This is a genomic window from Actinomadura sp. WAC 06369 (assembly GCF_003947565.1).
GTDB classification, from domain to species: Bacteria; Actinomycetota; Actinomycetes; order Streptosporangiales; family Streptosporangiaceae; genus Spirillospora; species Spirillospora rifamycini.
Genome location: NZ_QHJN01000012.1, coordinates 60,852 through 73,523, shown reverse-complemented (window position 1 = coordinate 73,523; position 12,672 = coordinate 60,852). Strand labels below are relative to the sequence as shown.

Here is a 12,672-nt window from a genome sequence, read left to right as displayed (position 1 = left end):
GCGACGGTTGCAGTTGCAATAGCCTCGCAACTGCGGACCGTGTCACTCGAAGGACGGGTCCTCGGTCCGGGTCCGCTTGAGCTCGAAGAAGCCCGGGGTGCTCGCCACGGCCACCACGCCGTCGAACAGCTTCACCGCGTCCTCGCCGCGCGGGATCGGCGTCACCACCGGGCCGAAGAACGCGCTGCCCTCGACCTCGATGACCGGGGTGCCCACCTCCTGGCCGACGCGGTCGATGCCGTCCCGGTGGGACGCGCGCAGCGCCTCGTCGTACTGCGCGGAGTCGGCGGCCTCGGCGAGGGACGGGTCGAGCCCGGCGGCGGTCAGGGCCTCCGCCAGGACCTCCGGCCCGAACTCGCGCTTGTCGTGGTGGCGGCGCGTCCCCAGCTCGGTGTAGAGCCGGCCCAGGACCTCGGGGCCGTGCTTCTGCTCGGCGGCGATGCAGACCCGCACCGGGCCCCACGCCGTCTCGAGCATCTTCCGGTACTCCTCGGGGATGTCCTTGTCCTCGTTCAGGACGGCCAGGCTCATCACGTGCCAGCGCACGTCGATCGGGCGCAGCTTCTCGACCTCCAGGATCCAGCGGGAGGTGATCCACGCCCAGGGGCACAGCGGGTCGAACCAGAAGTCCACCGGGGTACGGGCTTCCTGCGTCATGTACGTCTCCTCCTAGTCCGGATTACAAGAGCGACAACTCATCCCCGGCCGTCCGCATTTCCCCGGGATGGGGCGGGCCGGAATTCCGTGCGGAGGACCTGTCTCCCGACGGGTCGGCCGCCCTGTTGGTAGACATGAGGGATCAAGCCATAAGCCGACCGAGGAGTTCATGTGGCAGGCAACCTCACGCGCGACGAGGCGCGGGAACGGGCACGGCTGCTCACCGTCGAGTCCTACGCGGTCGAACTGGACCTCACGACCGGTGAGGAGCGGTTCGGTTCCACGACCGTGATCAGGTTCGGGAGCGCCGAGCCGGGGGCGTCCACGTTCGTCGACCTGCACGGCGCGGTCGTGCGGGAGGCCACGCTGAACGGCACCGCGCTGGACCCCGCGTCCTACGACGCGGAGAAGGGCCGCCTCCCCCTGCCCGGCCTGGCCGCCGAGAACGAGCTCCGCGTCGTCGCCGACTGCGCCTACTCCCGGTCGGGCGAGGGCCTGCACCGGTTCGTGGACCCCGTGGACGGCGGCGTCTACCTGTACTCGCAGTTCGAGACGGCCGACGCGCACCGCATGTACACCTGCTTCGACCAGCCCGACCTCAAGGCGACGTTCGAGTTCGCGGTGCGCGCCCCCGAGGACTGGGAGGTCGTCACCAACGAGGCGGCGGAGAAGCGGGAGGGCGGCGTCTGGCACTTCATGCCGACGCCGCAGATCTCCACCTACATCACCGCGCTGATCGCCGGGCCGTACCACGTGGTGCGGGACGAGTACCGGCGCGAGGACGGCACCGTCGTCCCGCTCGGCGTGTACTGCCGGGCGTCGCTGGCCGAGCACCTGGACGCCCCCGCGATCGTCGACGTCACCCGGCAGGGGTTCGCGTACTTCGAGAAGGTCTTCGGGCGCCCGTACCCGTTCGCGAAGTACGACCAGCTGTTCGTGCCCGAGTTCAACGCGGGCGCGATGGAGAACGCGGGCGCCGTGACCTTCCTGGAGGACTACGTCTTCCGGTCGCGGGTCACCGACGCGGCCTACGAGCGGCGCGCCGAGACGATCCTGCACGAGATGGCGCACATGTGGTTCGGCGACCTGGTCACCATGCGCTGGTGGGACGACCTGTGGCTGAACGAGTCGTTCGCGACGTACATGAGCGTGCTGTGCCAGTCGGAGGCCACGAAGTGGACGACGTCGTGGACGTCGTTCGCGAACCTGATGAAGGCGTGGGCGTACCGGCAGGACCAGCTCCCGTCCACGCACCCGATCTCCGCCGACATCCCCGACATCCGGGCCGTCGAGGTGAACTTCGACGGCATCACGTACGCGAAGGGCGCGAGCGTCCTGAAGCAGCTCGTGGCCTATGTCGGCCGCGACAACTTCCTCGAGGGCGTCCGCCGCTACTTCGACCGGCACGCGTGGGGCAACACGGTCCTCACCGACCTGCTGGGCGCGCTGGAGGAGACGTCCGGGCGCAGCGACCTCGGCGCCTGGTCGAAGGAGTGGCTGGAGACCGCCGGCGTCAACACGCTGCGGCCGCGCTACGAGGTCGACGGCGACGGGAAGTTCACGTCGTTCGCCGTCCTGCAGGAGGCCAAGCCCGACTACCCGACGCTGCGGTCGCACCGCGTCGCGATCGGCCTGTACGACCGGACGCCCGAGGGCATCGTCCGCCGCGAGCGCGTCGAGCTCGACGTCGTCGGGGCGCGCACCGAGGTGCCGCAGCTCGTCGGGCACGAGCGGCCCGACCTCGTGCTGGTCAACGACGACGACCTCACCTACGCGAAGGTGCGGCTCGACGACCGTTCGCTGAGCACCCTCATCGACGGGATCGGCGACATCAGGGAGGGCCTGCCGCGGGCGCTGTGCTGGTCGGCGGCGTGGGACATGACGCGCGACGCCGAGATGGCGACGCGCGACTACGTCCGGCTCGTCGCGAAGGGCGTCCGGGGCGTCACCGACATCTCGGTCACCCAGACGCTGCTGCGGCAGGCGCGCCTCGCCGTCCAGCAGTACGCCGACCCGGCGTGGCGGGACGAGGGCCTCACGCTCATGGCCGACGCGCTGTGGGAGCTGGCCCGCGAGGCCGAGGCCGGATCGGACTTCCAGCTCGCGTACGTCCAGGCGTTCGCCGGCTCCGCGATCACCGACGCGCACCTGGCGTCCGTCCGGGGCCTGCTGGACGGGTCGGAGAAGCTCGACGGCCTCACCGTCGACACCGACCTGCGCTGGACGCTGCTGCGCCGCCTCGTCGTCACCGGCAGGGCCGGGCAGGAGGAGATCGACGCCGAGCACGGGCGGGACCGGACGGCGGCGGGCGAGCGGCACGCCGCCGCCTGCGCGGCCGCGATCCCGACCGCCGAGGCCAAGGCCGCCGCGTGGGAGCGGATCGTGTCCGGCGACCTGCCGAACGCCGTGTACCGCGCGACGCTCGGCGGGTTCGTCGAGCCCGACCAGGCCGGGCTGCTCGTCCCGTACGCCGACCGGTACTTCGCCGAGGTCGGCCGCATCTGGAAGGAGTGGAGCAGCGACATGTCGCAGACGTTCGCCGAGAGCGCCTACCCCTTCCTGGTGATCGAGCAGTCCACGATCGACCGCACCGAGGCGTACATCGAGGAGAACGCGCCCCCGGCGGCGCTCGTCCGGCTGCTGTCCGAGGGACGCGACGGGGTCGCGCGTGCGCTGCGGGCGCGCGCGCAGGACGCCTCGGCGTCCTGACGGCCCATCCGTGGCCGTGCGGGTCCCCGCACGGCCACGGCCCCCCGAACAACAAGAGAGGAACCGGCGGGATGGAGACCGCAGGGGACGTCCTGACCGCCCTGGCGCGCCGGTACGCGTTCGGCGACCTGGAGGCGCTGCTGGACGCGGGCACGCTCGCCGCCGACGGCCGCACCCGCGAGGTGGCGGCGCTGTGCGCGTTCGGGCAGCGCGTCCTCGACCTGGACGCCGAGGACTTCGGGATGCCCGAGGCCGCCGGGGACGTCCCGCCCGACCTGCTGGACCGGGCGCGCGCCAGCCGCATGCCGCAGGCGCCCCGGGAGCGGCCGCGCGGCGCCCTCGCGAGCCTGCGGCCCGCGTACGCGCTGCTGCTGGAGGTCATCGCGGTGCGCTGGCACCGCCGCGAGATGGCCGCGCTCGTCGCCGCCGTGCACATCGCCGGCGAGTACCTGGCGATGCTGGCGTGGGAGCCGGTGCTCGGCCACGCGGGCGACCCGGCGCTGCTCGCCGCCGCCGTCGGCGGCGAGGGCAGCCGGTGGGGCGTGCCGGTCGACCCGGACGCGCCGCGCGAGTGCGACCACACGCGGCCCGAGCGGTCCGCGTGCGAGCGGGCGCTGCGGGTCGCGACGATGCCGCCGCCGGGCTGGCGCGCCTACCTCGACCGGCAGCACAGCCAGGTCGCGTCCGCGCTCGGCGACTGCGCCGCCCGCTGCCGCACCCCCTGCACGGTCGTGACCCGGCTGGACGGCGCCGTCCGCGCCGGCCTCGCCGAACGCTGCGGGCTGGCGAACGACTTCGCCGACGGCGCCCTCGTGAAGCTGCGGCACGCCGCGCCCGTCGGGCACGGCTTCGGGGTGCCGTCGCCGGAGGAGGTCCAGGCGGCCTGGGACCGGGCCCGCACCTCGCTGCGCCGCCGCCCGCTCGGGGCCGCCGCGATGGGCGCGGCCGACGACGACCCCTACCCGCTGCCCGGGCTGCCCGGGCTGTTCTCCGCGATCGCCGCGGCGCCGATCGTCCCGGACACCCTGCTGCGCGACGTCACGGCGCGCATCACGGCGACCCTGGGCTGACCCCGCCGGCGGGCCGCGCGCCCGCCGCCGGCCGCACCGGGTCGACGGACGGCAGCGGGCGGGACGGCAGGTCGTCGAGCAGGACGGGCCGCCCGTCCGCGCCGGCCAGCGGGACCCGCCAGTTCGGGTACTCGTCGACCGTGCCCGGCTGGTTCTGGGTGCGGCGCTCCCCGACGGCGTCGGCGAGCGAGACGCCGACGAGCCGGGCGGGCGTGCGGGCGAGGAAGCCGTGCAGCGCCGCGACGACCTCCTCGTCGTGGTCGCCGGACCCTTCGGCCAGCGCCCGCAGGACCGTCTCGGGCGGCGGGGACAGCAGCCCCTCGGCGTGCAGCAGCGCGAGCCAGTCGGCGAGCCGCGCCCGGTGCTCGTCCTCCTCCTCGGCGCGGGGGCGGGCGAGCAGGCCGAGCCGGTCGCGCAGGTCGATGTGGTCGCCGTGCAGGAACCCGGTGACCGGCGGCATGTCGTGCGTCCCGACCGTCGCCAGCGACGGCTCCCGCCAGCGCCGCGCCGGCTTCGGCCGGCCCCGGTCGTCCCGCTCGAACCACAGCAGCGACGTCCCGAGGACGCCGTGCGCGGCGAGCGCCTCCCGCACCTCCGGCTCGACCGTCCCGAGGTCCTCGCCGACCACGACGGCGCCCGCCCGCTCGGCCTCCCAGGCGAGGCAGCCGAGCAGCGCGTCCCGGTCGTAGCGGACGTACGTGCCGTCGGCCGCCGAGCCGCCCTCGGGCACCCACCACAGCCGCGACACCTGCATGGCGTGGTCGAGGCGCAGCCCGCCGCCGTGCCGGAACGCCGCCGCGAGCATGTCCCGGAACGGCGCGTAGGCGGTCTCGGCGAGGCGGCGCGGGTGCCACGGCGGCTGCCCCCAGTCCTGCCCGCGCTGGTTGAACTCGTCGGGCGGCGCGCCGACGCTCATGCCGGGCGCGAACAGGTCCCGGTACATCCAGCCGTCGGCGCCGCCGTGCGCGACGCCCACCGCCAGGTCGTGCACGATCCCGATCGGCATGCCGGCGTCCCGCGCCGCCGCCTGCGCCGCCGCGAGCTGCCCGTCCAGGCGCCACTGCAGCCACGCGTGGAACTCGACGCGGCCGGCGAGCCGCGCGGCCTCGGCGGCGACGGCCCGGCTCCCGGCGTCGCGCAGCTCGGCGGGCCAGGCCCGCCAGTCCGGGCCGTGCTTCTCCGCGAGCGCCGACCAGGTCGCGAACATGGTGAGCGCGCCGCCCTCGCGGGCCCGGAACTCCGCGAACGCGCGCTGCTCGGCGGCGCCGCGCGGGAGCCGGTACAGCGACTCGAGCGCCTGCAGCTTCGCCGCCCAGGCCGCGCTCCGATCGATGGGCCGGTCGATGGCCGCGGCGCCGTCCGGGCGCAGCGGCGCGCCGAGCGCGTCCAGCCGCTCCCGGTCGGCGGCGGGCAGCGCGGCGTACTCGGGGAGGTCCTCGACGCGCAGGTAGAGCGGCGCGGCGAAGCGGCGGCTCATCGGCGAGTAGGGCGACGGGCCGACCGGCGGGACCGCCTCGGTCGCGTGCAGCGGGTTGATGAGCAGGAACCCCGCGCCGAGGTCGCGGGCGCTCCAGGACGCGAGGTCGGCGAGGTCGTGCAGGTCGCCGACCCCCCACGACGCCCTCGACCGCACCGAGTACAGCTGCACGGTGAAGCCCCACGCCCGCTCGGGACGCGCGAGCGCGCTCGGGGCCATCAGGAAGGGGACGCTCTCGTGCCGCTCCCCCAGCCGCGCGTGCAGCCGGTGCCAGCCGAGCGGGACGTCGCCGTCGACCGGGACCTCGGTGCCGTCCGCGAGCTCGACGGCCAGGTCCGGACGGCCCGGCGGGCGCGGCGGGCCCGCGCCGCGGCGCGCGACGACGACCGGCGGGAGCAGCCGCGTCCGGTCCCGCCCCCGCTCGCGCTCCAGCTCCTCCCGGACCGCCGCCGGGGACGACACGTCCGCGCCGAGCGCCGCGAGGACGGAGCCGAGGGTGCCGGGCGAGACGCCGGTCTCGCGCCCCCGCCAGTCGGTGTAGCGGGTCGCGACGCCGTACCGCCGCGCCAGCGCGGCGAGTTCCTCTTCCACCACGCTGTACCACTGCCCCGTCCGCGCGGGCTCATCCGCCGCGCGCCCGGTCTTACTCGCTCCAGACGGACGGCTTGCGACCGGCCCAGGGGCGCGCCTCCTCGAGCTGCGCCGACAGGGAGATGAGCGTGCCCTCGCCGCCGATCCGCCCCGCGAGCATGACGCCGATGGGCAGGCCCTCGTCGGTCCAGTGCAGCGGGACGTTCACCGCGGGCTGCCCCGAGAGGTTGTACATCGCGCAGAAGGGCGTGAAGCGCGTCTGCCGAGCGAAGTTCTCCTCGGGCTCCTGGTCGTGGAAGTACCCCACGGGCACCGGGGGCTGCGCCAGTGTCGGGTGCAGGATCGCGTCGTACTCGTCCATCATCTCCAGCGCGAGACGGAACGCGCCCTGGAGCGTCGCCTGCGCGTTGAGCAGCTCCGGCGCCGTGATCGCCGCGCCGCGCTCCCGCAGCCAGCGCGTCAGCGGCTGCAGCAGGTGCTCGCTCTCCGGCGGGACGGGCGTCGTCGTCGCCATCGCCGCCCACAGCGTCTCGAAGTGCGGCAGCAGCTCCGACGCGTCGACCGGCGGGAGGTCCACGACCTCGTGCCCCAGCTCCACCAGCAGCGCCGTCGCCTCCTCGTAGGCGGCGACGCAGTCGGGGTGGACGGTCGCGTCCGGCACCGCGGACTCAATGCTGCGCGCGATCCGCAGCCGCCCCGGCGGCCGGTCCGCGAACGACAGGAACGTCCCGTCGGCCGCCGGCGCCCGGTACAGGTCCCCGTACATCGGCGCGGCCATGACGTCCAGCAGCAGCGCCGCGTCCCGGACGCCGCGCGCGATCGGCCCGTTCGTCGCCAGGCCGAACAGGTCCGCGTTGATCGGCCCCTGCGAGATCCGGCCGCGCGTCGGCTTGATGCCGAACAGGCCGCACGCGCTGGACGGGATCCGGATCGACCCGCCGCCGTCGCTGCCCTGCGCCGCGGGGGCCAGCCCGGCCGCGACGGCCGCCGCCGCGCCGCCGCTCGACCCGCCCGCCGACCGCGACAGGTCCCACGGGGTGCGGGCCGCCGGGGCCACCGCGCTCTCGGTGTAGCAGGGCAAGCCGAACTCGGGCGTCGTCGTCTTCCCGGGCATCACCGCCCCCGCCTCGCGCAGCAGCCGCACGACCGAGTCGTCCGCGAAGCCCTTCAGGTCGGCGAAGGCGGACGAGCCGAACGTCGTCCGGACGCCCTCCACCAGGTTCAGGTCCTTGATCGGGATCGGGACGCCGAGGAGCGGCGGCAGCTCCGCCGGGTCGGCGGCGTCCAGCACCGCCTTCTCGGCCTCGCGCGCCTGCTCGCGCGCGAGGTCCGCGGTCACCGTCACGAACGCCCCGACCCGCGGGTTCAGGCGTTCGATGCGCTCGAGGTAGTGGTCGGCGAGTTCGACCGGGGAAAGCTCTCGGGCCCGGACGGCCGCGGCCGTCTCCCTGACGCCGAGGTCATGGGGATGTGTCACGAAAAGGAACCGTAGACGTCCCGTGCGCGGGCATCAACGGGAGACGGCCCTCCGCGACGGCGGACGCCCCGGGACGGAAGGATGGTGAATTACCACCCTACCCACCGGGCGCGTCAGTGAATCACTCACGACCGGGGACAAAACTGTTCACCCCCGATGACTGGTTCGACCCCGGCACGACTGATTACTCTGCGCACGGAGGATCATGCCCCCGATCGGAAAGGAATACGGAGCGTCACTCATGGCGATCACGGAGCGGGGCGACGGACAGGAGGCCCGGGTGCGTCCCGGGCCCGAACCCGAAGAGAGGCGTGACCAGCGTGAACCTCCCCTGAACCACCGGCCGGACGACCCCCCGGGCGGCCGCGCCGACGACCTCGGTGACGACCGCTTCGACGACCACGGAGAGGAGTCGGCGCCCGAACGCGCGGACGGGCGCGCCGCGGCCCTCGACGGGCTGCTGGGCGACCCCCGCGCCCGCCGCTGGCTCGTCCGCGGCGCCGCGGCCGTCGCCGCCCTCGCCGTCGGCTGGGTCCTGGTCGACCTGCGCGCCGGCTTCACGCTCGCCGTCCTGGCGGTCATCGCGGACGTCGTCCGGGTGACCCGCAAGAGCTCGAGCGTCCCGGCGTGGCAGAAGTCCTCGGCCGCCGAACGCCGCACCGAGAAGCAGCTGAAGGCGCTGGAGCGCCGCGGCTACCTCGTGCTGCACGCCCGCGCGGTGCCGCACGACAAGGACGGCGTCAGCGACGGCCGGATCGACCACCTGGTCATCGGGCCGAGCGGCGTCTACGCGATCGACTCCGAGAAGTGGGACAAGCGCCTCCCCGTGCGCACCCTGTCCCACCTGAAGCTGTTCCACGGCCCCGTCAACAAGAAGGACCGGCTCGACGAGGCCCGCTGGGAGGCCGAGCAGGCCAGCAAGATCCTCGCCGGCCGGGTCGGCTTCGAGGTCCCCGTCCAGCCCTCCGTGGCGATCTACGGGCCGTCCATCCCGTGGAAGGTCATGCGGGTGCGGGACGTGGACGTCTACGCGGGCAACCGGGCGCGCGCCTACCTGCGCCGCCGGCCGAAGATCCTCACCGACATCGACGTCCAGCGGATCTTCCAGGCGGCCGAGAAGGCGCTGCCGCCCAAGTACCCCGTCTGAACCCCGATGCGACACGCGGCACCTCGACCGCCCGAGGTGCCGCACCTCTCCGCACCTTTTCGCACAGATCACCGGGCCGGCCGCGCCGTCCCGGGAATTCGCGCGCCCGCCGCGCGTTGATACCATCGGGGACCTGGAAAGGCCGGCCCGGGCGCGACCTCCGCTGAGCCGGCGGCAGCGCCGCGATCCGCCGCTGCGAGCGTCCCGGCACACACAACGCGATACCCGGGCGACGATCGCCCGCCCCGCCGACCCCGGCGCGGCGCGCACCCGGGCTCGCGCACGTCACAGGTCAGAGAGGTCACGATGCCCCCGCTCAGGTCACGCACGGTCACCCACGGCAGGAACATGGCGGGCGCCCGCGCGCTCATGCGGGCCAGCGGCGTCGAGCGCGAGGACTTCGGCAAGCCCATCGTCGCGGTCGCCAACAGCTTCACCCAGTTCGTGCCCGGCCACGTCCACCTCGACGAGGTCGGCAAGGTCGTCGCCGGCGCCGTCAAGGAGGCCGGCGGCGTCCCCCGCGAGTTCAACACCATCGCCGTGGACGACGGCATCGCGATGGGCCACGGCGGCATGCTGTACTCGCTGCCGTCCCGCGAGCTGATCGCCGACGCCGTCGAGTACATGGTCAACGCGCACTGCGCCGACGCCCTCGTCTGCGTCTCCAACTGCGACAAGATCACCCCGGGGATGCTGCTGGCCGCGATGCGGCTCAACATCCCGACGGTGTTCGTCTCCGGCGGCCCGATGGAGGCCGGCAAGCCCGTCGAGGGCGTCATGGACGGCAACAAGCTCGACCTCATCGACCCGATGATCGCCTCCGCCGACGCGTCCGTCGCCGACGACAAGCTCGCCGCGATGGAGGAGAGCGCCTGCCCCACCTGCGGGTCCTGCTCCGGCATGTTCACCGCCAACTCGATGAACTGCCTCACCGAGGCGATCGGCCTCGCGCTGCCCGGCAACGGCACCGTCCTCGCCACCCACACCGCCCGCCGCGCCCTCTACGAGAAGGCCGGGCGCACCGTCGTCGAGATCGCCCAGCGGTACTACGAGGGCGACGACGAGTCCGTCCTGCCGCTGAACATCGCGACGTGGGAGGCGTTCGAGAACGCGATGGTGCTGGACGTCGCCATGGGCGGCTCCACCAACACGATCCTGCACCTGCTCGCCGCCGCCACCGAGGCCGGCGTCGACTTCGGCCTCGACGACATCGACGCCGTCTCCCGCCGCGTCCCGTGCCTGTGCAAGCTGGCCCCCACGCTGGCCACCTACCACGTCGAGGACTGCCACCGCGCCGGCGGCATCCCCGCGCTGCTCGGCGAGCTGCACCGCGCCGGGCTGCTGAACTCCGGCGCGCACTCGATCCACAGCGCGTCCGTCGCCGAGTTCGTCGCCCAGTGGGACGTCCGCTCCCCCGACGTCCTGCCCGAGGCCGTCGAGCTGTTCCACGCGGCCCCCGGCGGCGTCCGCAGCACGTCCGCGTTCAGCCAGAGCAACCGCTGGAAGGACCTCGACCTCGACCGCGCCGAGGGCTGCATCCGCGACGCCGAGCACGCCTACACCGCCGACGGCGGGCTCGCCGTCCTGCGCGGCAACATCGCCCCCGACGGCGCGATCGTCAAGACCGCGGGCGTCGAGGAGGAGCTCTGGACGTTCTCCGGCCCGGCCGTCGTGTTCGAGAGCCAGGACGAGGCGTCCGAGGGCATCCTCGCGGGCAAGGTGAAGCCCGGCGACGTCGTCGTCATCCGCTACGAGGGGCCCCGCGGCGGCCCCGGCATGCAGGAGATGCTGTACCCGACGAGCTTCCTCAAGGGCCGCGGGCTCGGCAAGGCGTGCGCGCTGATCACCGACGGCCGGTTCTCCGGCGGGACGTCCGGGCTGTCCATCGGGCACGCGTCCCCCGAGGCCGCGGGCGGCGGGATCATCGCCCTCGTCGAGGACGGCGACCGCGTCGTCATCGACATCCCGAACCGCGTCCTGGAGCTGGACGTCCCGGAGGACGAGCTGGAGATCCGGCGCGAGAAGCTGCTGGCCGACCTCGGCGGCTACCGGCCCCGCGACCGGCAGCGCCCCGTCAGCGCCGCGCTGCGCGCCTACGCCGCGATGGCCACCTCGGCCTCCACCGGCGCCGCGCGGGACGTCTCGCAGCTCGAGCAGCGGGCATGACCTGACAGGTAATCGACCGCCTTACCCCTCCCCGGGCAGAGTGGAGCACGCAAGGCCGGGGCCGCCGACCGGGGCCCCGGCACCACCGCCCAGGGAGACCGCCATGACCGCGTACGCGCTCGCCCACCTGCGCCCGCAGCCGCCCCTGCACGACGACGTCTTCACCTACATCGAGCGGATCCAGGACACGATGGACCCGTTCGGCGGCCGCTTCCTCGTGCACGGCACGGACCCCGAGGTGATGGAGGGCCCGTTCGAGGGCGGGTACGTCCTCATCGAGTTCCCCGACATGGAGAACGCCCGCGCCTGGTTCGCGTCGGACGCCTACCAGGCGATCGTCCGGATGCGCACCGACAACATCCCGGGCACGGCCGTGCTGCTGCAGGGCGTCCCGCCGGGGTACGACGCCGCCGCCACGGGCCGCGCCATGCGCGCCGCGCAGGCCCGTTGACCCGCCCGGCGGGTCGTCGTCGGGCGGGGCGTCGGGCGGGCCGTCAGGAGCAGCAGCCTCCGCCGCAGCAACCGCCGCCGCCACCGGCGGACGGCGGGGGCTGCGGAGCGCCGCCGCGGGACGAACCGGTCACGGCGACCGTGGACAGCAGCTTGACCGTGTCGTCGTGCCCGTCCGGGCACGGCGCCGGGTCGGACGCGTTGATCATCGGCCGGGAGACCTCGAAGGTCGACCCGCAGGCGCGGCAGCGGTAGTCATAACGTGGCACGCCTCAAATATAGGCTCGGCCGCCCGTTCCGGCCACGCCGATCCCGGTCAGGCGGCGGGCTCGGTCACGTACGGGGCCCACTGGGGGTCGCCGTCGTGGACGATGCCGATCAGCCGCCAGTGCGCGCCGCGCGGGACGCCCGGCGTGACCGGGAGGGTCCAGCCCAGCTCGTCGAGCAGGCGGTCGGCCTTGCGGTGGTTGCACGTCGTGCAGGACGCGACGCAGTTCTCCCACGAGTGGGCGCCGCCGCGGCTGCGGGGGTGGACGTGGTCGATCGTCTCGGCGCGGCGCCCGCAGTAGACGCAGCGGAAGTTGTCGCGCCGCATCAGGGCGGCGCGGGTCAGCGGGACGCGGGTGCGGAACGGGATCCGCACGTAGCGGCGGAGCCGGATGACGGACGGCACCTCGACGGCCATCGTGGCCGAGTGCAGCACCGCGCCGCCGACGTCGTGATGGACGATCTCGGCCTTCTCCCGGAGCACGAGGCAGACCGCCCGGCGGAGCGGGAGCGTCGTGAGCGGTTCGTACGTCGCGTTCAGGAGGAGGACCTGCCGCATCAGACGGCCTCCGTCGCGTTCGGTGTCGCCTCGGCGGGCGCGGCTGCACGCACGTCCCACCGAGGCCGGAATATCTTCTCCGGCACCTGTGAACCCGCCATG

At 74.2% G+C, this 12,672-nt stretch carries 10 protein-coding genes; 5 read left to right on the top strand and 5 right to left on the bottom strand.

Annotated elements, in window-relative coordinates; all coding sequences use genetic code 11:
* Nucleotides 1-42: 42 nt before the first annotated feature.
* Nucleotides 43-657, bottom strand: a complete 615-nt coding sequence (locus DMH08_RS05565) for a DsbA family oxidoreductase (RefSeq protein ID WP_026404581.1) — start codon at nucleotides 655-657, stop codon at nucleotides 43-45.
* A 171-nt stretch (nucleotides 658-828) separates the two neighbouring features.
* Between DMH08_RS05565 and pepN the strand changes: the two genes are divergently transcribed.
* Nucleotides 829-3,366, top strand: coding sequence for an aminopeptidase N (gene pepN, locus DMH08_RS05560; protein ID WP_125612121.1), 2,538 nt, complete (start codon nucleotides 829-831; stop codon nucleotides 3,364-3,366).
* 71 nt (nucleotides 3,367-3,437) lie between these two features.
* Nucleotides 3,438-4,436 (top strand): hypothetical protein, encoded by a 999-nt coding sequence (locus DMH08_RS05555; RefSeq protein ID WP_125612119.1) that lies wholly within the window; start codon nucleotides 3,438-3,440, stop codon nucleotides 4,434-4,436.
* On the opposite strand, the gene malQ is transcribed toward DMH08_RS05555, so the two are convergent.
* Nucleotides 4,417-6,507, bottom strand: coding sequence for a 4-alpha-glucanotransferase (gene malQ / locus DMH08_RS05550; protein WP_125612117.1), 2,091 nt, complete (start codon nucleotides 6,505-6,507; stop codon nucleotides 4,417-4,419). The two genes, DMH08_RS05555 and malQ, sit on opposite strands and share 20 nt — an antisense overlap.
* A gap of 49 nt (nucleotides 6,508-6,556) precedes the next feature.
* On the bottom strand, nucleotides 6,557-7,981 hold the full coding sequence (locus DMH08_RS05545) for an amidase (protein ID WP_125612115.1): 1,425 nt from the start codon (nucleotides 7,979-7,981) through the stop codon (nucleotides 6,557-6,559).
* A 241-nt stretch (nucleotides 7,982-8,222) separates the two neighbouring features.
* Here DMH08_RS05545 and DMH08_RS05540 point away from each other — a divergent pair, with 241 nt between their 5' ends.
* The 3 genes from DMH08_RS05540 (at nucleotide 8,223) to DMH08_RS05530 (ending at nucleotide 11,745) form a co-directional block, all read left to right on the top strand.
* A complete protein-coding gene (locus DMH08_RS05540) occupies nucleotides 8,223-9,128 on the top strand; it encodes a nuclease-related domain-containing protein (protein WP_084550900.1) in 906 nt (301 codons plus the stop codon).
* A 306-nt stretch (nucleotides 9,129-9,434) separates the two neighbouring features.
* On the top strand, nucleotides 9,435-11,294 hold the full coding sequence (ilvD, locus tag DMH08_RS05535) for a dihydroxy-acid dehydratase (RefSeq protein WP_026404586.1): 1,860 nt from the start codon (nucleotides 9,435-9,437) through the stop codon (nucleotides 11,292-11,294).
* Nucleotides 11,295-11,397: 103 nt separating this feature from the next.
* A complete protein-coding gene (locus DMH08_RS05530; protein WP_026404587.1) occupies nucleotides 11,398-11,745 on the top strand; it encodes a DUF1330 domain-containing protein in 348 nt (115 codons plus the stop codon).
* Nucleotides 11,746-11,788: 43 nt separating this feature from the next.
* Here the strand turns inward: DMH08_RS05530 and DMH08_RS05525 are convergent, their stop codons facing one another.
* Nucleotides 11,789-12,013 carry an FmdB family zinc ribbon protein gene (locus tag DMH08_RS05525; RefSeq protein ID WP_084550902.1) on the bottom strand — a complete coding sequence of 75 codons (225 nt, stop codon included), beginning with the start codon at nucleotides 12,011-12,013 and terminating at the stop codon, nucleotides 11,789-11,791.
* Between the two features lie 47 nt (nucleotides 12,014-12,060).
* Entirely contained in the window at nucleotides 12,061-12,570 is a 510-nt protein-coding gene (locus DMH08_RS05520; RefSeq protein ID WP_026404588.1) for an HNH endonuclease, read from the bottom strand.
* Nucleotides 12,571-12,672 lie beyond the last annotated feature (102 nt).

What these genes read in the sequence shown, in the direction of transcription:
- ilvD (WP_026404586.1), top strand. Translation starts at nt 9,435, where the DNA reads ATGCCCCCGCTCAGGTCACGCACGGTCACCCACGGCAGGAACATGGCG.
- DMH08_RS05540 (WP_084550900.1), top strand. Translation starts at nt 8,223, where the DNA reads ATGGCGATCACGGAGCGGGGCGACGGACAGGAGGCCCGGGTGCGTCCC.
- DMH08_RS05520 (WP_026404588.1), bottom strand. Translation starts at nt 12,570, where the DNA reads ATGCGGCAGGTCCTCCTCCTGAACGCGACGTACGAACCGCTCACGACG.
- DMH08_RS05555 (WP_125612119.1), top strand. Translation starts at nt 3,438, where the DNA reads ATGGAGACCGCAGGGGACGTCCTGACCGCCCTGGCGCGCCGGTACGCG.
- DMH08_RS05565 (WP_026404581.1), bottom strand. Translation starts at nt 657, where the DNA reads ATGACGCAGGAAGCCCGTACCCCGGTGGACTTCTGGTTCGACCCGCTG.
- DMH08_RS05530 (WP_026404587.1), top strand. Translation starts at nt 11,398, where the DNA reads ATGACCGCGTACGCGCTCGCCCACCTGCGCCCGCAGCCGCCCCTGCAC.